Here is a 19,010-nt window from a genome sequence, read left to right on the forward strand (position 1 = left end):
AGCATGACGAAATACAGTCCCAACGAAGCCGACGCGAACAACGGCAGCACCTACACAGCTGAATTCCTACGCGTCAAGGGACTGGCAGAACGCGGCGTCGCCAATGCCCAGCATAGTCTGGGCTTTATGTATTTCAATGGGCAGGGCGTGGCGCAGAGTTTTGAACTGGCGGTGGTCTGGTATCGCCAGGCCGCGCAGGCGGGACTCGAACACGCGCAGTACAACCTCGGCGTGATGTATCAAAAGGGCCAGGGCGTCGAGCAGAATTTCGAAGAGGCGGCCGGCTGGTATCGCCTCGCGGCGGAGCAGGGCTATGCAGCCGCGCAGTACAACCTTGGCTGGCTGTACGCCAAGGGACAGGGCGTTCCTAACGATACGCAGCAGGCCATGTACTGGTTCAGCAAGGCCGCCGAACAAGGCGACGCCGGCGCGCAAAATAATCTCGGCATGATGTACGACACCGGCAAAGGCGTGCCGCAGGACTTCAAGCAGGCTATCTTCTGGTATCGCAAGGCGGCGGAGCAGGGCTACGCGCGCGCGCAGTTCAATCTCGGCCTGCGTTATGACAACGGGCAGGGCGTGCCGCAGGATGTGGGGCAAGCCATGTCGTGGTATCGCAAGGCCGCCGATCAAGGCTATGCACCGGCGCAGTTCAACCTCGCGCTGCGCTTCGACAAGGGCGACGGCATTGCGCAGGATTCGCAGAAGGCCATCCTGTGGTATCGCCGCGCGGCGGAGCAGGATCACGCCAGCTCGCAATTCAACCTGGGGCTGATCTACGATAACGGCCAGGGCGTGCCGCGCGATGAGCAGAAGGCGCTGGACTGGTATCGCAAGGCGGCCGAACAAGGCCACGCGGCGGCGCAGAATAATCTCGGCTTGCGGTATGACCACGGGCAGGGCGTTGAGCAGGATTACGAGCAGGCGCATTTCTGGTATCGCAAGGCGGCGGAGCAGGGCTTCCCCGGCGCGCAGTATCACCTAGGCTTGCTGTATGACGCAGGCCATGGCGTGGTGGTCGATCACCAGGAAGCGATTTTCTGGTATCGCAAGGCGGCCGACCAGGGCCACTTGCGCGCGCAGTTCGATCTCGGCCTGCGCTATGAAACGGGACGCGGCGTACCGCAGGATTATCGCAAGGCCATGAGCTGGTATCGCCGCGCGGCCGAGCAGGATTATGTGGCGGCGCAGTATAGCCTTGGCCTCCTGTACGACAACGACGACGGCCCGCAGCCCGATTGCCGGCAGGCCAACCTGTGGTACCAGAAGGCGGCGGAGCAGGGGCACACGCAGGCGCAGTTTGCGCTCGGTCTGCGCTATGACAATGGCCTCGGTCTGCCGCAGGATTACGCGCAGGCGTATCACTGGTATTTGCAGGCGGCCTCGCAGGGACATACACGGGCGCAGTTCAATCTCGGTTTGATGTTCCTGGCCGGGCAAGGCGTGCGCTCGGACGCCGCGCAGGCGTGGATGTGGCTCACCATGGCGGAACGCGCCGGCTACAACGCCGCTGCGCGCTATCTGCCGAATGCCGCCAGCCGCATGGATCCGCTCCAGTTGGCGCAGGCGCGCGAGCGCATGGAAATGCTGCCGGGCTAAGTCCTGACTTCCTTTCAAGTTCCCCCCGCCGTAGCCGTTATTTAGACGACGAGCGCAATTCCGCGCTCGGGATGACGGCCGCCCATGCAGATCAACACTAACATCGCCTCTCTGAACGCCCAGCGCAGTCTTACGCGCTCGGGCGAGGATATGGCCGTGCGTCTGCAACGGCTGTCGAGCGGCCAGCGGATTAACTCCGCACGCGACGATGCTGCGGGGCAGGCAGTGAGTTCGCGTATGACGTCGCAGATTAATGGGCTGCGGCGGGCGAATCAAAATATCAATGATGGCATTTCGCTAGTGCAGGTGGCCGATGGCGCGGCGGGTGCACTGGCAGCGAACTACCAGCGCATGCGCGAGCTGGCGGTGCAGGCGGCCAATGATACGAACAGCAAGATTGACAGGGCAGCCATACAGCTGGAGGTGAATGCGCTGGTGGCGGCCAATGTCGATATTGTCGATGGCGCGCGCTTCAACAATCAGCGGCTGCTCGATGGTTCGTTCTCGCAGCAGTTGCAGGTGGGGGCGAACGGCGGCCAGACCATGCAGCTGGCGATCCCGCGCGCGATCATCACGGCCGGCTACACGACCGGGATGGTGGACATGGCGCCGCAGGAGGTGACCTCGGTGGGTTCGACGGTGCTGGGGGCGTTGAAGTTTGGCGACCTTGTGATCAATAACGCGGCGGTGAACGCCTCGGCGGCGGGTGCGCTGGCAGGGCAGGGCGCGGATAGCGCATACGCGGTGGCGGCGGCGATCAATGGCTCCAATGTCCGCAATGTGTCGGCAACGGCGACCACCACGGTGGAAGGCGCGGTTGGCGCTACTGGCGCGCTGGCGAATGCGTCGTTCTCGGTGAATGGCGTGAATGTGGGGCCGATAGCCGGCGCCACGGCGGCAGCGCGCGCGGCCAGTGCGGCGGGGGCGATCAGCGCGACTGCGGCGACCAGCGGCGTCACGGCCAGCGCCAATGGCGGCACGCTGACGCTGACGGCGGCCGATGGGCGCGACATTATTTTGTCGGAGGCGGCGGCGGGGGCGCTCGGCTCTTTGGGGCTGAATGGCGGCTCGTACAAGGGCGCAGTGACGGTCAATGAAGCACCGCGTCCGGGCGCGCACAGCATGCGCATTGGCGGCGCCAATCCGGCGCAGGCGGGATTGAGTGCCGGGGTGCAGGCATCGGTGCGCAACGGGCCGCCGGATTACCAGGAGATGTCGGTTTACACGGCAGGCGAGCCGGCCATGGATTTGTCGACCTTCAGCGGCGCAAGCGATGCCTTGGACTACCTCGATGGCAAGCTCGATGAGGTCAGCGATATACGCGGGCAGTTGGGCGCGATCAGCAATCGCCTGACGGCAGCGGCCAGCAACGCCGGCAACACCGCAGACAATCTATCGGCCGCCCGCTCGCGCATCCTCGATGCCGACTACGCCGACGAAGCCGCCCAACTAACGCGCAGCCAGATCCTGCGCCAAGCCGGCGCCTCCATCGTCGCCCAAGCCAACGCCATGCCCCAGCAAGCCTTGCTGCTCCTACGCTAGCGCGAATCCCGGCGCCGACATGTGGCCGACGTCGTAGCGCCGCTCGCCAGCCGCGTGGGCCGGCGCGTCGCGCCACAGGCATAGCCGCGTGATAGTCCAAGTCACCGGCTCGAAGCCGATCACCACCGCCAACGCGCCGCCCGCCAACGTCCGCTGCGCGGTCGCTTCTTCCTGTAGACGCAGTTCACTCAGCGAACTATAAGGCGCAATCACCACCTCCCCGCGCGTCGCAAACCGCGCCTGCCGCACGTCAGCACCAATGCTCGCATGCCAAGGCGTCCAAGTCTTCACCGAAGGCCAACCAAACGCCCGCGCCACCCCAGCAAACGCCGGCCCATTGAGAAAGCCGTGCATCGCCTCCTCATCGCGCCACAAATAAAACGGCGCATACGTCTGTTCCGGCTCCACCGCATGCAGATACGCCTTAAACACCAATCCCGGCAAATCATCGAGCAACGGCCCCTTCACCGCGATGCGCTCGCGCACCACGCCCATATCGTAATCCGCTGGCAGCACAAAGCTATACTGCATCGCGATCATGACCGCACTCCCATCAACGATGCAGCAGGACGCCCGCCGCCAAACGACCAATCATCGCCTTGGGAGGACGACACCACAATCATCACATCTTCCGGCCGCAAGCCCGGCGACTCCGCCAGCAACTCCACCAGCCGCCGATAAAACGCCTGCTTCAACTGCGTGCTGCGCGGCTTGCCGATGGTGATCGCAAACAGCACAAAATCGTCTGAACGCGGCCCGCCCTCGTAGGATCGATCAAACATCATCTCGTAAGGTTCATGCTGATGCACCAGCTGGAAGCGGTCATTCTTCGGCACATTGAACGACTCCTCCATCGCCCGCTGCAAACTATCGCCCAGCGCGCGGATGTACTCAGGCGACTTCCCCTTCAATAGCGAAATACGGCTCATCGGCATGATGACCCTCCTTTTTTGGTTGACATCCACACGATACCCGCCTAACTTGATCCTGAAAATCAGGAATATTTTGATCAACAGTTCGATAAATCAGGATGGTTATGCGCCGCATCACCTTTGACCTCGACGTCCTGCGCACCTTCGTCACCGGCGTCGATATGGGCAGCTTTGCCAAGGCCGCCGACCGGCTGGGCCGCTCCACCTCCGCCGTCAGCGCGCAGCTGAAAAAACTGGAAGACCAACTAGGCATGCCGGTACTGCGCAAGGAAGGCCGAGGCATGGCCACCACGCCAGCGGGCGAATCGCTGCTCGGCTACGCGCGCCGCCTGCTGGAGCTGAACGACGAAGCCGCAACCGCCGTGCGCGGCGCCGAACTGGCCGGCAGCGTGCGGCTCGGCATCCAGCAAGACTTCGGCGAACAAATGTTGACCGAGGTGCTGGGCCGCTTCACCCGCGTGCATCCGCAAGTGCGCATCGAGGCGCGGGTGGCGCGCAATTCGGAATTGATGGAGCTACTGGGCGGAGGAAAACTGGATCTGGCGCTGGCGTGGGATAACGGCGTCGCAGCGCCGCACGCAGTAGATGTGAACCGCCTGCCGATGCGCTGGATCGGCGCCACGGATGAAGCTCGGCTGGCGCTGGATGGCAATGCACGCGATGCGCATGAACCGCTGCCGCTGGTGATGATGGACGCGCCCTGCATCATGCGCAGTGCCGCCATCCGCGCGCTGGATCAAGCGGGCATCCCGTGGCGGATTGCCTTCACGAGTCCCGGCTTGTCCGGCGTGTGGGCCGCTGCGGCGGCAGGACTGGGCGTGACGGTGCGTACAGAGCTTGGCTTGCCGCCGTCGCTACGCGTGCTGGACACGCACGACGCACCATGGCTGCCGCCACTACCCGATGTCGGCCTGCGCCTGCATCGCGCCGAAGCGGAACTCAACCCGCCGGCGCAGCGCCTGCACGACATCGTGCTGCAAGCGCTTACTTCTTGATGCGCACACCGGCCAGCTGCGCCACGCCGGACAAGGTGGTCTGCGCGGCGTTCAGGCCAAGCAGGAAGTCCTTGTCGGAGTAGTTATCGTAGTTGTCGGTCGGCTGGTGCCAGTTCGGATTCCAACCTGCGCCGATTTGCTGTCCGCGCTCGTTCTCGCGCAGCGAGATCGATGGCACCAGATCCATGAACGGCGTCGAATCCGTGTTCGTCATGTGGAAGCCGACAGCGGCCGGGTAGTTGGTCGCGTACTTGTCATTCGCTGCGCGGAAGGCCCACGCCAGCTTGGCCGAACCCTCGGCCTGTTTCGACACCGACTGATACTCGATGTTGACGTCCGCCTCCAGGCGCTGCTCCGGCGGTGACACGTAGGTGACCTTGCCGTCCGCGCCCACTTTCGGAATCGGCATGCCATGGTCGTACATCATCATGTCGTGCTGGATCATGCCGAGCCACTTCGGTTCAGGATACTTGCCCGAGCCTTTCGGCGATTCGATGCCCTGCAAATTCTTGCGCTGCTCGACGTAGGCGGCCGCGCCATTCAAACCCGTCTCCTCGTTGTTCCACAAGATGAAGCGGATCGAGCGATCGGTTTCCACGCCCGGCATGCTGAAGATGCGCGCCAGTTCCATCACCAGCGCGGTGCCGGAGCCGTCGTCGTTGGCCGCTTCGCCAAAGCCGATGCCGTCCATGTGGGCGCTGACGATGTACATCTCTTCCGGGTGCGTGGTTCCGATCTTGGTGCAATAGACGTTCTCGCGCAGCGAGGTGCCGACCGGCGTTTGCTCGGCGTTCAATGCGCGCAGGCGTTCGTCCGGCTGGCGCATTGGATCGGTGTTCACGCCGGTTGGGATGCGATTACCGAACAAGGTGCTGCCGCCTTGGCCCGGTGGGCCGCCGGCGCCGCCGCTCGGAATACCGGGCGCGCGCTTCGGCGCAGGTTCGCCTGGCGCCGGCTGTGTAAATTGATATTGCAGGCGTTCGGTGTTGGTGCAGCCATAGGATTTGAGTTGCGCCTCGATCCAGTCAAGCGCTTGACGATTGCGCTCGGTGCCTTGGCGGCGGTCGCCGAATTTGGTCAGGCTCTTGATGGTGGCCTTGTACTTCTCCAGCTCCAGCTGGTTCACCAGCACCGAGATGGGATCAGCCGGCGCTTGCGCCGACGCCAGCGGCGCGGCGAATGCCAGCGCAATGCTCAAACCTAAAACTGCTTTCATGTTCCGTCCTTGTGGTCAAAAAGAGGCCCGGACATTGTGCATCAGTTAAGCGGCAATGCGAAGTAAATCTATGTAAGCGCTGCACAACACTACGATACAAAACCACCACGCGGCGCAACTTTGCAGACAAGTTGGATAGCGAAGATGGGGGCATGAACAACACACTCCGCTCACGCCTGCTGCGCAGCTGCCTGTACTTCCTGGCGATCTTCCTGTTTTGCTTTAGCTACTGGATCCATCGCTCATTCGGCCAGCCAGACTTGAACCAGATCGCCTATCACATGAACTTCGGCGTGGAGCTGATGGACACCGTCGATCCTGCCGTCACATGGCGCTTCGTGCGCTGGTGCGTGATAGCGCCGCTGGCGTTGCTGGCGCTGATGTTCTATGCCGAGTCCAAGCTGCGCGCGGTGATCGCGCGCGCGCCGCAACGCTGCCACGTGCTGTGCTACCGTATCCATCGCTGGTTTCCGCAGTTGCTGGTGTTTGGCGCGGCCACGTTCTGGATGTGCGACGTCTCGGCCTTTAAGTATGTAACAGCAGATTTCGGCCCCGATTATTTCGGCGCCAACTACGTTCGACCAGAAGAGGTGTCTGTGGTAGCGAGTAAGCCGAAGAACCTGGTGCTGATTTATGTCGAGAGCCTGGAGCAGGGCTACAGCACCAAAGCCACTTTCGGCAGCGATCTACTGGCGCCGCTGACGGCGTTGAACGGGACCACCTTCACCGATTACCAGCAAGTGCCGGGCACCGGCTGGACCATCGCGGCGATGGTGTCGACCCAGTGCGGCGTGCCGCTGGAGCGGATGACTATCTTCGACGGTAACACGCAAGGGCAGGTGATGAACTCCTTCCTCAAGAACGCGGTGTGCCTGACCGACTTGCTGGCGGCGCGCGGCTATCGCAATGTGTTCATGGGCGGCGCGTCGACCAGCTTTGCGGGCAAGGATAAATTCCTCAGCCAGCACCACTATCACGAGGTGTATGGCAAAGAGGAGTGGCTGAAGAGCGGCGTGGCACCGGCCGATATGAATGGCTGGGGCTTGTACGACGGCGACTTGTTCAGCCGCGCCAAGAGCAAGCTGCGCGAGCTGTCGGCGTCGAAGCAGAAATTCAATCTGACCTTGCTGACAGTGGATACGCACGAACCGGAAGGGCACTTGTCGGCAAGCTGCGCGCGGCGCGGCTACAGCGGCTTTGAAGGCGTGGTGTCGTGCACGGCGGCGGAGGTGGCGGACTTCGTGCGCTATGCGCGCGACAACGGCTACCTGGAGGACACCAACATCGTGATCCTGGGCGACCACCTGTCGCGCAAAAATCCACTTACGCCGAAACTGTCGCAACTGCCGGATCGCACCATCTTCAACAGCTTCATCTCGCAGGACACGCCGGCGCCCAACCGCAAGCAGTTACTGCACTTCGACCTGATGCCGACCATCCTCGAATTCACCGGCTACCAAGTCACCGGCGGCCGCATGGCGCTCGGCTACAGCGGCTTCAACCAGCATGCCGTCCAACCACCGAAAGACCGCCTGCCCGAGATGGACAAAAACCTGCTGAACCGCTCGGAGCTCTACATGGCGCTGTGGTCGGATCCAGAGGATCACTAATGATTTGCTTCTTACTTGATATAGCTCACAGTCAGGATGGGTAAAAATGGTATAAGCTGAAAACGTGCGTCTTTGGCGGCCAAATAAAATGAAAAACCATGAGCGCGAAAAATTGCTTAACGCAATCGTCTTTTTCGCAAAAAACACCCGCAACCTTGGCAAAGTAAAGCTTTGGAAGCTCCTCTATTTTCTGGATTTTCAACATTACCGAGATGTTGGCCGGCCGGTGACTGGCTTGCAGTACTTTGCTTGGCCCAAAGGGCCGGTTCCGGTCGAACTGCAAAACGAAGTTGAACAGCCTGCAGCCGATATGCAACAGAAGTTGGATCTCAAGCTGCAAGAGTTTGCTAAAGGCAAAGCCTTGAGCATCACTCCTAAAGCAGACTTCGACGCTGGGCTTTTCAGCAAGCGCGAGTTGAGGCTGTTGGAAAGTCTGGCGGCTGAGTTCAAGGATTCTTCTGCTGACGAGATGATTGAGGCTACGCATCTAGAGAACCAGCCGTGGCATAAAATCTTCAACGTGCAGGGTAAAAAGCAAGCCTACATTCCTTACGAATTGGCCAGTCGTGCAGCCGAGGCGGAGCAGATTGAAGCGCTGAGTATCGAGCACGCCGAGATGAAGAATAACTTCTCTCGCATATGACGCCGGGCACGGTTATCTACTTCCCCAACTTTGTTTTTCACGACGGCTCAGTTCGTGATAAATACCTCATTTCGCTAGGCCGCGCCCTTGGCACTACCGTGTTCGTAAAGACGACATCAAAAGGATGGCGCTATCTGCTGACGTACGGCTGCCAAAACCGGCACAGATATCCGTGTTTTCACTTGGTGCAGAACTGCTGCCAATTTCCTAAGCCAACATGGGTTTGCTTAATCGAGTACTACGAATTCGATGATGCCGAGTTGGCGCAACGGGGGCAGGCCGGGGCCTTCCGCGTTGCTCATTCCTTGCCGCCAAACATAGCGGCAGAATTAGCCCAGTGTGCAGTTGATAGCGACGACATTTCAGGCCGCCACGAACTCATTGTCCGCGCCGCAAATGGGCTTTAGTAACGCACAACGTTGTCAGTAGCATCCGAAGTCCGTAGAATGCGTGGCACGCGGGTGTAGTTCAATGGTAGAACGGCAGCTTCCCAAGCTTCATACGAGGGTTCGATTCCCTTCACCCGCTCCAGTCTCTTATCCCTCCATCCCCCTCCTTGGTTCATTCCTTTTGGAAACGTTTGTATTTGTTTTTGCAAAAAATTAATTGCAATAATGAATATAACTGTTGCGATTGTTATATACTTCACGACTCCAAAAACAATACCACTTTAATACCATGAAAAAAGCTACTTTGATCGGCTGCCTGATCGCGGCAAGTCTCAGCGTTGGCGTCATGAGCGTCGTGCAAGCCGCAGTGCCGAGTTTCGACTTTGGCGTCGCTTCCGGTTACAGCGGCTTTTTCTACGGCAATGTGAGCAAGGTGACTGATGTTGAAGGCCGGCTGGCTGTGGGCGGTGACTTGGCGAGTTCAGGTTTCTCTATCGGTTATCGCACCCAAGTGTCGACCAGCCTGCCATCGGTGGTGGTGCGTGGCAATGTGGCGCTGGGCGACGGGACGATTTATGCGTCGCCGGGCGCCGGCATCAACACTAACGCCAGCATCGGCCCGATTACCGAATATACGAAGAATTGGAATGGTTTTGGTATCTATGGCGGCGCGAATAGTTCGAAGGACTATCTGACGCTGAACAAGAGCAGCAATATCGCCGACGTGCTGGACTTCGACGCTGCCCGTAGCAGCTTCACCACCCTGTCCAGCACGCTGGGCAGCGCCGCCGGCAACGGCAGCGTGACCATCGATGGCAGCGGCACCTACCTGAAGGGCGATAACACCTCCAACCTGCAGGTATTCAACCTGAGCGGCGGCGAGGTGAAAAATCTGGTGCTGAGCGATATCAAGGCCGGTTCGACGGTGGTGATCAATGTCATCGGCACCGACGTCACCTTCAGCGGCGGCCAGGATGGCCAGCTGGCGGCGCTGCGGGCCAACGTGATCTACAACCTGGTCGATGCCGACGTGGTCAACATCAATACCTTCGTGTACGGCTCGGTACTGGCCAACAAGGCCGAGCTGCGCGGCGCCGGCCACCTGGAAGGCAATATCATCGCCAAGTCGATGGACGGCACGGTGGAAATCGGCTACGAGCCATTCCACGGCTACGTCACGGCGGCGGTGCCGGAGCCGAGCACCCACGCCATGCTGCTTGGCGGTCTCGGTCTGATGGGCTTAGCGGCGCGCCGCCGCAAGCACGCTTAAGCTCTAACCCTTACCCGGCGCCGCCTTCACGAGATTGTTGCGCAGCTTGACGACGGCTTTTTGCAGCACCGGGAATTCTTCCGGTGTCAGGCCGGTGGCGCCTCGCAGGTTCATTTGCAGCGCGCTTTCACGCAGGGCGCGGCCTTCCGGCGTCAGGCCCACGCGTACCACGCGCTCGTCGGCGGCATCGCGGGCGCGGTGGACGTAGCCCATCGCTTCCAGTTTCTTCAGGATCGGCGTCAGCGTGTTCGATTCCAGGAACAGCTTCTCGCCCAGCCCGCTCACGGTCTGCTTGTCTTCTTCCCACAGCGCGATGATGGCGATGTACTGCGTGTATGTCAGGCCCAGCTTGTCAAGGATCGGTTTGTACGCCTTGCCGAAGGCCAGGTTGGCCGAGTAGACGGCAAAGCACAAGAAGTCCGACAGCTGCGGCGTGTTCGGTTTGCTCATGGTGCACCTCCCCAATTAGATGGTCTTATTATACATCGTATCCGATTTAATCGGAATTGCTTGACACGGCAAAAAATGCTGGTAATATGCAACGCATACGCTTCAATCGGATGCGATATAAAACAACCTCACCCAAGGAGTTCACCATGAGCAAAGTTCTGTACACCGGCAAGACCCACACCACCGGCGGCCGCGAAGGCGCCGCCCGCAGCAGCGATGGCCGCCTCGACGTGCAACTGTCGTCGCCGGGCAGCAGCGCGCCGGGCACCAACCCGGAGCAGCTGTTCGCGGCCGGCTGGTCGGCTTGCTTCATCGGCGCCATGGGCCTGGCGGCCGGCCAGTTGAAGGTGCAGCTCCCTGCCCAAACGGCAGTCGACGCTGAAGTCGACCTCGTCAACAATGACAGCGGCTATTTCCTGCAAGCGCGCTTGAACGTGAGCCTGCCGGGTCTCGACCGCGAAACCGCGCAAGCCATCGTCGACGGCGCACACCAGACCTGCCCGTACTCGAAACTCTCGCGCGGCAATATCGACGTCGAGATCAAGCTGGTTTAACCGGGGAGAGCGCACCATGTCCAACGATCTGCACCACGGCTCCTGCCACTGCGGCGCCGTCAAGTTCGAAGTGCGCACCGCGCTGTCGCCTGCCGCGCGCTGCAATTGCAGCCTGTGCCGCCGCAAGGGCGCGCTGATGTCGCCGCCGTTTGCTGCGGCCGAGTTGAAGATCGTGCAGGGCGAGGAGGCGCTCACCCTCTACCAGTTCAACACCAAGGTGGCGCGGCATTACTTCTGCAAGCATTGCGGGATTTATCCGTTCCACCAGACGCGCAAAGATCCTTTGCTGTGGCGCGTCAATATCGGCTGCCTTGATGGTGTCGATCCGTATTCTTTCGCTGCCGGCGTCAATGATGGCGCCAGCCTTTCAACCGTCAACCTGGAGGACGCATAATGATCACCAAGCATCGCCAAGTAGTTGCCGCCGCTGCATTCACCGTTGCCGCTTTGTTCGGCGCCAGTCATGCGCAAGCTGCCGCATCAGTTGCACCTGCGGCCTTCACCGCCATCAAGCAGATTCACGCCGGCGACCTCGATGTCGGCTACGTCGATCAAGGCCCGGCCGATGGCCCGGCGGTGATTTTGCTGCACGGCTGGCCATACGATATAAACAGTTTTACCGAAGTGGCGCCCAAGCTGACCGCGCAAGGCTACCGCGTGATCATTCCGCACTTGCGCGGCTACGGCACCACGCGCTTCCTCGATGCGAATGCGCCGCGCAACGGCGAACCGGCCGCACTGGCGGCCGACGTGATCGCGCTGATGGACGCGCTGAAAATCGACAAGGCCACGCTGGCCGGCTACGACTGGGGCGCGCGCACCGCCGACATCGTGGCGGCGCTGTGGCCCGAACGCGTCAAAGGGCTGGTCTCGGTGAGCGGCTATTTGATCGGCAGCCAGGAAGCGGGCAAGCAGCCGTTGCCGCCGGCAGCAGAACTGCAATGGTGGTACCAGTTCTATTTCGCCACGGAGCGTGGCCGCATCGGCTACGAGAAGAATCACCGCGACTTTGCCAAGCTGATCTGGAAGCTGGCGTCGCCGCAGTGGAATTTTGACGACGCCACCTACGAGCGCAGCGCGGTGGCACTGGATAACCCGGATCACGCCGCGGTCACCGTATCGAACTACCGCTGGCGTCTCGGCCTCGAAAAGAGCGAGGCCAAATATGAAGCGCTGGAAGCCAAGCTGGCGACCTTCCCCAGCATCAGCGTGCCGACCATCACCATGGAAGGCGATGCCAACGGCGCGCCGCACCCGGAACCAGCCGCCTACGCCAAGCGCTTCACCGGCAAGTACAAGCACGAGCTGATCACCGGCGGCATCGGCCACAATCTGCCGCAGGAAGCGCCGGAAGCGTTTGCCAAGGCGGTGATCGAAGTCGGTAAGCTCTAACGGATCAAGGCGATCAGGATGATGATGGGCAGCGGTACGCCTAGCATCCAGAGTAGTATGGAACGCATCTTGTTCTCCTTGTTTTAAATGGTGCGCTGCGTGACCAGCACGCGCGCGTGATCGCGATTGCGGCCACCGATGATGGCGCTCACCGCAGCAACGAAAGCACCAAGCAGCAGGGCGACAAACATCCACAGCGCCGAACGGGCCGCCGCCTGGCGTGCTTGTTCGGCAGCGGCGGCAGCCTTGGTTTTGGCCTCGGCTGCCGCTTGCGTGGCTTGGGCGTAAATCAGGTCGACGCGCTGTTCGGCCTCAGCTTGCGTTACGCCGGTGCGCCTGGCGATCAGTTGTGCGAGGTAGTTGCGGTCGTCGCCGCTGATTTTGCCGGACGCCAGGTCGGTCATCAGGATGCGGTTGATTTCACTGCGCTGCGATTCGCTGGCCACTTCGCCGTTCGGCGAGCGCAAGACCATGTCGGCAAAGTAGGTGTTGCCACGGCCGCCGCTGTTGGCGGCAGCGGTGACGCCGGCGGCCGCGGCGACTGGCGCCACGGCGGCGCCGGTATCGATTGCACCACTGAGCGCGGCGCGCGCGCCGCCGGCCAGCACTGCTACCGTCAGCAATGTAGCGACAGCCCAGGTCAGCAGGCCGTGCGCGGTGTCGCGGAAATACACTTCATCGCCATGCACGGCGGCCCATTTCACGCGCAGGCGGCCGGCCATGTAGCCGCCGATGCCGGAAGCGGCCAGCTGCATAAAGGCGATCCACGCCACGCTGGCGGCGGCCAGCGGCTTGTCGTTGTACTGGTAGGGCGAGACCGAGGACAAGCCCAGGCCGGCCCCCAGTATCAAAAGGATGAACGATAGTGCCGCCGCCGCAGCAGCGCCGGCCAGGATCGCGCCCCATGAGACGCCGGAAGTGTGGCCGTCGCCGTCCGGCGTGCTGACCGCGGCTGCGGATAAAGTTTGTGTTTGCATGATGGCTCCTTTTTTGGTTGTAGCCCATCATGCGCCGCGTTGTGTGCGCGGTATGTTCGTGCGCCCACATATGACAACTGGGCGCTGCGATCAAGCGATCAGGCGATCTTGAGTTCGCCGCGCCGTGCCAGGTGCTCTACCATGGCGCGGTGCGTCGGCAGGTCGGCCAAGGCGCGCTGCGAGACTTGCTGGATCATCGCAAACTCGTGGCGCGCTTCTTCCGTGCGCGGCAGCGTTTTGGCGTTGGCGTACAACTCGGTCGGATACTCCATCCCGTACAACACGTACTGCCAGCTCGATGGCGGGTACATTTCGTAATCCACCACGAAGTCCATGCGATGCGGCGCGCGCTTGCGCCACATCGCCAGCTTGTCTTGCAGCGATGGCGGCACGCTGGCCATGTCGGCGTTATCGATCCAGAACGGGTGGTCGTTGCGCTGCGTGAGGCAGTAGTGCAGCTTGACGAAATCGACGATGCGCTCGTAGCGCGCCTTCATCATTTCGTTGAAGGTCTTGGCCACCGGTTCGAAATCGCCGTCGTGCGGGAACAGATAGCTGACCAGGTAAGCCGCCGTTTCAATCAGGCCGATGCCCGACGATTCCAGCGGCTCCAGGAAGCCGCCCGACAAGCCGACCGCCACGCAGTTCTTCACCCAGTGCTGCTCGCGGTAGCCGACGTTCAGTTTGAGCTGGCGCGGATTGAGGCCGTCGGCCGCCTTGCCGATGTAGCCGCGCAGCACTTCCTCGGCGCGCGTGTCGTCGGTGTAGCGGCTCGAATACACGTAGCCGACGCCGCGCCGCTCGTGCAGGCCGATGTCCCACGTCCATCCCGCTTCGTGCGCGGTGGCGATGGTGTAGGACGCGATCGGCGCATCCGGGCGCTCGTACGGCACCTGGATCGCCAGCGCGCGGTCGACAAACAGCACGTCGTTGATGTTGCGGAAGGTGGTGCCGAGCGCCTCGCCGATCAGCGCCGCGCGGAAGCCGGTGCAGTCGATGTACAGGTCGGCCGTCAGCACGCCCGCTTCCTTGGTGTGCACCGCGCCGATCGCGCCGTCGTCATCGAGCGCCACCCGTTCCACCGTGGCCTGCACGTGCTTTACGCCCAGCGATTGCGCGTGGGTGGAGAGCAGGGCGGCGAACTTGCCGGCGTCGAAGTGGTAGGCGTAGTTGAGCGGGCCCATAAAATCGGCATCGCCCGGACGCTTCGGCGCGTGCGCGGCGTCGGCCACGCGTTTTTGCATGGTGGTGGCGGCGGCAAACGCTACGTCCTTGCCGGCCACGCCCTGCAGCCAGTAGGGCAGCAGATCCGGGCCGCCGGGCCGCTGGCTCGGCAGGCTGAATGGATGGAAGTAGTGATCCGCGCCCGGCGCGCCCGGTTCGCGCACCCAGTGGTTGAAGCGGATGCCTTGCTTGAAGGTGCCGTTGCACTCGCGGATGAAGCGCGCCTCGTCGATGCCGATGGTGGCCAGGGTGCCGCGGATCGACGGGAAGGTGCCTTCGCCGACGCCGATGATGCCGATTTCCTTCGATTCGACCAGCGTGATCTGCACTGCGCCGTCCGCGCCGGCGCCCAGTTGCTTGGCTAAAAAGCACGCGGTGAGCCAGCCGGCGGTGCCGCCGCCGACGATCAAGACGTTCTTCACGCCGTTTTTTGGTAACGTTTTCATAAGCGTCCCGTCTCCTGTTTTTCCTATGAGAAGCAGCCGTCCGGCGCAAGGGCAAGGCCGGTGATACAACGCTGCTACAATTTTTAATTTGACATCGGTGATCTAGATTATGTACCATGAAATCGATTTCACAAATACAGAAAACGATTTCATCACGACTGAAAACGTTTTCAATGTAGATGAAATCGTTTTCTAAGATAAATGGTAGCACCGCCCCTCCCCCTCGGCGATCGCTACGCAAAGGAGACTTATGAACGTCCACGTACCGCACTCCGGGAAGCGCTTGCTGCTGTCCCCAATCTCGATGGCCATCTTTGCCCTGATGGCCGGCACCAATGTAGCCTATGCAGCTGACGCCGCCGCAGAGCAGCAAGCCGCACCCGCAGCGGAACAAGCTGCACCAGCCGATACCGGCAAAATTACGGAAGTTTACGTTACCGCTACCAAACGCTCCACCTCGCTGCAAAAAACCCCGGTGGCCGTGACCGCGCTGAACGCGGCCGCGCTTGACGACAACCACGTGCAAACCATCCAGGACGTGGTTAACCTGGTGCCGGGCTTCTCGGCCACCGGCCAGGGCGACCACGGCGTCATCACCATGACCCTGCGCGGCATCGGCAACGACTCGGCCAAGACCGAGTACGCCGACCCGGAAGTGGCGTCGTTCGTGGACGGCGTCTACTCGCCGCGTCCTGAAGGCGCCACCGCGCTGCTGTTCGACCTCGACGCGATTGAAGTCCTGCGCGGCCCGCAAGGCACGCTGTGGGGCCGTAACTCGACCGTCGGCGCCGTCAACATGCAGACCGTCAAGCCTGAAATCGGCAGCAACGCCGGCAACTTCGAAATCGGCTACGGCAACTACTCGCGCCTCGGCGCACGCGGCGCGTTCAACATCCCGCTGAGCAACACCATGGCGATGCGCATTTCGGCGGTGCACGAGCAGCACGACGGTTACGTCGACTACCAGGCGCCGGTGATTCCTTCGCTGGCCGCCCAGCAAGCTGCGGCTGCACCGGCCATCGCTGCGTGGAACGCTGCACACCCGCAGTACCCGCTCGCCTTCAAGCCGATCAACGAGAACAACTACATCCGCAACGGCCAGAAGTACAACGCCCAGGACCAGAGCGCGGTGCGCCTGAGCTTCCTGTGGCAGCCATCGGCCGACCTGAAGTGGAATATCGCCTACGAGCACTACGTCGACCGCGGCACGCCGAACATGAACCTGCTGCAGCAGCAGCGCCCAGGCCAGGAATTCTGGTCGGCCCTGATCGACACCGCGCCTAACGTCAACCGCGACTCGAACTCGGTGCGCAGCCGCGTCGACTACCAGATCAACCCGGATGTGGCCCTGGCCTACATCGCCGGCTACGCGCGCTTCAACGGTTCCTCGACCTTCGACCAGGACGGCGGCGCCAATCCGGCCACCAGCTTCACCACGGCCGCCAACAGCGGCGGCAGCGCGGGCTATCAGGCCAACAACACCGTCTGGTCCAAGTACAAGAACTACAGCCATGAGCTGGAGATCATGTCGACCGGCAAGCGCGACGTTGATTGGCTGCTGGGCCTGTACTACGCCAACGAAGACAACGGCATCCGCTTCGACATCCCGATCATGAACGGCACCGAGAACGGCACCGTGAGCTGGCAAGGTTCCTTCATCCAGCCGAAAGAAACCGTGGATTCGAAAGCGGCCTTCGGCCAGGCTACCTGGAACGTCAGCGACCAGTGGCACCTGACCGGCGGCTTCCGCTACACCTCGGACAAGCGCGAGAATATCGGTGGCCTCGGCAACGGCTGGAGCAACTACGACACCGTGCCGCAAGTGCCGGTGAGCCCGTCGATGAATCCGCTGGTCCCTGGCGGCAACAACGGCTTCACCCCGTACTCGTTCAACAGCGGCAGCTACAGCGACAACAAGCTGACCGGCCTGGCCCGTGTGACCTACGACATCGACAAGAACAATATGGTGTTCGCGTCGGTATCGACCGGCTACAAGTCGGGCGGTCTGCAAGACGGTGGCCGTCCGTACGGCGCCGAGACGCTGACCAACTACGAGATCGGCTCGAAGTCGACCTTCCTGGGCGGCAAAGTCCGCATGAACAATTCGGCTTACTACTCGAAGTTCAAGGACTTCCAGTTCAGCGCGCCGGTCACCAATCCTGACGGCACCCGCGGCCTGGCCACCAACAACGCCGAAGGCGCGAACGTGTGGGGCATAGAAACCGAGATCGCCGCCAAGATCACGCCGGAAGACCGCGTGCAGTTCACCGCCGCCTACACCCACGCCACGCTGAAGCACCTGATCGGCGGCTCCAACGACTACGCGCTGCCAGCCTGCCCGATCAAGGAAATCGCTACCTGCCTCGACGTGACCGGCAACACCATGCCGCACGCGCCGAAGTTCAGCGCCCAGCTGCAGTACCAGCACAGCTTCGCGCTGGAGAACGGCACGCTGATCCCGCGCATCAGCACCCACTACGAAACCGCCAGCTGGCTGAGCGTGTTCAACCTGGGTGACCCGGATCGCCAGAAAGCGTACAACCGTACCGACCTCGGTCTGCGTTACGACGCCAACTCGAAATGGTACTTCGACGCCTTCGTCCGCAACGTTGAAGACGGCAAGATCAAGACCAGCGCCATGAACGCCAACGGCCCATGGCAAGCGCAGTATCTGCCACCGCGCACCTTCGGCATCAACGTGGGTCGCAGCTTCTAAGAGTTTTTCATGTAGTCCAGTGTTGTCTGTGGTCTTAGTGCCCCTCGCGCCGTCCCCCGGCCGAGGGGCTTTTTTTTATGCCATACTCGCAGCGTGTGTATTTTGCAGAGGCCTGCATGCCCGCTTTGAGTGCCGTTCTTGCCGCCGCCGCGCTAACCTGCGTGGCGCCGCCGCCCGATCCTTCCAATACCTACGATGCGCCGCATACCTACGCCAAGCTGGCGGCCGGGTATCCGCAAATTCAGATCGCCTCCGACGCGCTGCCGGCCGGCGTCACCAAACTGGCCGAGCTAACTTACGCGCAGTACGGTGCGCGCTGCCTGCAGCTCGACGCCTATCTGCCGGCCGGCCAGCGCTTGCCGGCGGTGGTGTTCGTCCATGGCGGCGGCTGGAAGTCCGGCTACCGCTCGGAGTTCGTGCCGATGGCGCTGCGGCTGGCGCAGCATGGCTACGCGGCGGTGACGGTCAGCTATCGCTTGTCCGGCGAAGCGCGCTACCCGGCGGCGGTGCAGGACGTGCAGGCGGCGGTGCGCTGGGTGCGCGCGCATGCCGGTGAACTGCGCATCGATCCGCAGCGGATTGCCTTGGCCGGCGGCTCGGCCGGTGGGCAGATCGCCAGTCTTGCCGGCCTGGGGCCAGGCAGCGGCGGCGAGGTCAAAGCCATCATCAACATCGACGGCCTGTCCGACTTCACTCATCCGCTGGCGCTGCGCTACGAGGACGATCCCAAGAAAAATCCGTCATCGGCCGGCGCGTGGTTTGGCGGCCGCTATGCCGAGCGCGAGGCCTTGTGGCGCGAAGCCTCGCCGATCCAGTACGTCCGTCCCGGCATGCCGCCGATGCTGTTCATCAGCAGCGCGCAGCCGCGCTTCTCGGCCGGCCGCGATGAGATGATGGCCAGGATGGCGCAAGCGGGCGTCGCCAGCGACCAGCTGCTACTGCCCGATACGCCGCACTCATTCTGGCTATTCGATCCATGGCTGGAGCCGACGGTGGCGGCCAGCCTCAACTTCCTGAAGCGGCACATGCCCTAGCTCATGCTAGTATCTCAGCAA

At 62.0% G+C, this 19,010-nt stretch carries 17 protein-coding genes and 1 tRNA gene; 12 read left to right on the plus strand and 6 right to left on the minus strand.

Annotated elements, in window-relative coordinates:
- The first annotated feature begins 3 nt into the window (after window positions 1-3).
- Entirely contained in the window at window positions 4-1,599 is a 1,596-nt protein-coding gene (locus tag GTP45_RS23530; RefSeq protein ID WP_161016306.1) for an SEL1-like repeat protein, read from the plus strand.
- Between the two features lie 84 nt (window positions 1,600-1,683).
- A complete protein-coding gene (locus GTP45_RS23535; protein ID WP_161016307.1) occupies window positions 1,684-3,141 on the plus strand; it encodes a flagellin N-terminal helical domain-containing protein in 1,458 nt (485 codons plus the stop codon).
- On the opposite strand, the gene GTP45_RS23540 is transcribed toward GTP45_RS23535, so the two are convergent.
- Entirely contained in the window at window positions 3,133-3,681 is a 549-nt protein-coding gene (locus GTP45_RS23540; protein WP_161016308.1) for a DUF4865 family protein, read from the minus strand. The genes GTP45_RS23535 and GTP45_RS23540 overlap by 9 nt on opposite strands.
- Entirely contained in the window at window positions 3,678-4,076 is a 399-nt protein-coding gene (locus GTP45_RS23545) for a tautomerase family protein (protein ID WP_161016309.1), read from the minus strand. The genes GTP45_RS23540 and GTP45_RS23545 overlap by 4 nt, the downstream gene beginning before the upstream one ends.
- A gap of 101 nt (window positions 4,077-4,177) precedes the next feature.
- On the opposite strand from GTP45_RS23545, the gene GTP45_RS23550 reads away from it, so the two are divergent.
- Window positions 4,178-5,068 (plus strand): LysR substrate-binding domain-containing protein, encoded by an 891-nt coding sequence (locus tag GTP45_RS23550; RefSeq protein WP_161016310.1) that lies wholly within the window; start codon window positions 4,178-4,180, stop codon window positions 5,066-5,068.
- On the opposite strand, the gene GTP45_RS23555 is transcribed toward GTP45_RS23550, so the two are convergent.
- Window positions 5,058-6,284, minus strand: a complete 1,227-nt coding sequence (locus GTP45_RS23555) for a M28 family peptidase (protein WP_161016311.1) — start codon at window positions 6,282-6,284, stop codon at window positions 5,058-5,060. The two genes, GTP45_RS23550 and GTP45_RS23555, sit on opposite strands and share 11 nt — an antisense overlap.
- A 152-nt stretch (window positions 6,285-6,436) precedes the next feature.
- Here GTP45_RS23555 and GTP45_RS23560 point away from each other — a divergent pair, with 152 nt between their 5' ends.
- From GTP45_RS23560 to GTP45_RS23575, 4 genes are all read left to right on the plus strand, one after another.
- Window positions 6,437-7,894, plus strand: a complete 1,458-nt coding sequence (locus tag GTP45_RS23560) for a sulfatase-like hydrolase/transferase (protein WP_161016312.1) — start codon at window positions 6,437-6,439, stop codon at window positions 7,892-7,894.
- A gap of 88 nt (window positions 7,895-7,982) precedes the next feature.
- Entirely contained in the window at window positions 7,983-8,537 is a 555-nt protein-coding gene (locus tag GTP45_RS23565) for a Panacea domain-containing protein (protein ID WP_161016313.1), read from the plus strand.
- 457 nt (window positions 8,538-8,994) lie between these two features.
- Window positions 8,995-9,068 (plus strand) — tRNA-Gly (locus GTP45_RS23570).
- Between the two features lie 147 nt (window positions 9,069-9,215).
- Complete coding sequence (locus GTP45_RS23575; RefSeq protein ID WP_161016314.1) at window positions 9,216-10,196, plus strand: choice-of-anchor A family protein; 981 nt, start codon at window positions 9,216-9,218, stop codon at window positions 10,194-10,196.
- Window positions 10,197-10,199: 3 nt separating this feature from the next.
- Here GTP45_RS23575 and GTP45_RS23580 read toward each other — a convergent pair whose 3' ends face one another.
- Window positions 10,200-10,646, minus strand: coding sequence for a MarR family winged helix-turn-helix transcriptional regulator (locus GTP45_RS23580; RefSeq protein ID WP_161016315.1), 447 nt, complete (start codon window positions 10,644-10,646; stop codon window positions 10,200-10,202).
- 146 nt (window positions 10,647-10,792) lie between these two features.
- Between GTP45_RS23580 and GTP45_RS23585 the strand changes: the two genes are divergently transcribed.
- From GTP45_RS23585 to GTP45_RS23595, 3 genes are read left to right on the plus strand one after another with little or no spacing between them, the layout of a single operon-like run.
- The gene (locus GTP45_RS23585; protein WP_161016316.1) at window positions 10,793-11,200 is read left to right on the plus strand and encodes an organic hydroperoxide resistance protein; all 408 of its coding nucleotides are present in this window, start codon (window positions 10,793-10,795) and stop codon (window positions 11,198-11,200) included.
- Between the two features lie 16 nt (window positions 11,201-11,216).
- The gene (locus GTP45_RS23590) at window positions 11,217-11,594 is read left to right on the plus strand and encodes a GFA family protein (protein ID WP_161016317.1); all 378 of its coding nucleotides are present in this window, start codon (window positions 11,217-11,219) and stop codon (window positions 11,592-11,594) included.
- Entirely contained in the window at window positions 11,594-12,592 is a 999-nt protein-coding gene (locus GTP45_RS23595) for an alpha/beta fold hydrolase (protein ID WP_161016318.1), read from the plus strand. The genes GTP45_RS23590 and GTP45_RS23595 overlap by 1 nt, the downstream gene beginning before the upstream one ends.
- Window positions 12,593-12,675: 83 nt before the next feature.
- On the opposite strand, the gene GTP45_RS23600 is transcribed toward GTP45_RS23595, so the two are convergent.
- Together GTP45_RS23600 and GTP45_RS23605 are read right to left on the minus strand one after the other, a co-directional pair.
- Window positions 12,676-13,569 (minus strand): hypothetical protein, encoded by an 894-nt coding sequence (locus GTP45_RS23600; protein WP_161016319.1) that lies wholly within the window; start codon window positions 13,567-13,569, stop codon window positions 12,676-12,678.
- A 98-nt stretch (window positions 13,570-13,667) separates the two neighbouring features.
- The gene (locus GTP45_RS23605) at window positions 13,668-15,239 is read right to left on the minus strand and encodes a tryptophan halogenase family protein (RefSeq protein WP_161016320.1); all 1,572 of its coding nucleotides are present in this window, start codon (window positions 15,237-15,239) and stop codon (window positions 13,668-13,670) included.
- Window positions 15,240-15,489: 250 nt separating this feature from the next.
- Between GTP45_RS23605 and GTP45_RS23610 the strand changes: the two genes are divergently transcribed.
- Window positions 15,490-17,955 carry a TonB-dependent receptor gene (locus GTP45_RS23610; RefSeq protein WP_161016321.1) on the plus strand — a complete coding sequence of 822 codons (2,466 nt, stop codon included), beginning with the start codon at window positions 15,490-15,492 and terminating at the stop codon, window positions 17,953-17,955.
- Window positions 17,956-18,071: 116 nt separating this feature from the next.
- The gene (locus tag GTP45_RS23615; RefSeq protein ID WP_161016322.1) at window positions 18,072-18,989 is read left to right on the plus strand and encodes an alpha/beta hydrolase; all 918 of its coding nucleotides are present in this window, start codon (window positions 18,072-18,074) and stop codon (window positions 18,987-18,989) included.
- The last annotated feature ends 21 nt before the right edge of the window (window positions 18,990-19,010 follow it).

The organism is Duganella rivi, assembly GCF_009857435.1.
Lineage (GTDB): Bacteria > Pseudomonadota > Gammaproteobacteria > Burkholderiales > Burkholderiaceae_D > Rugamonas > Rugamonas rivi.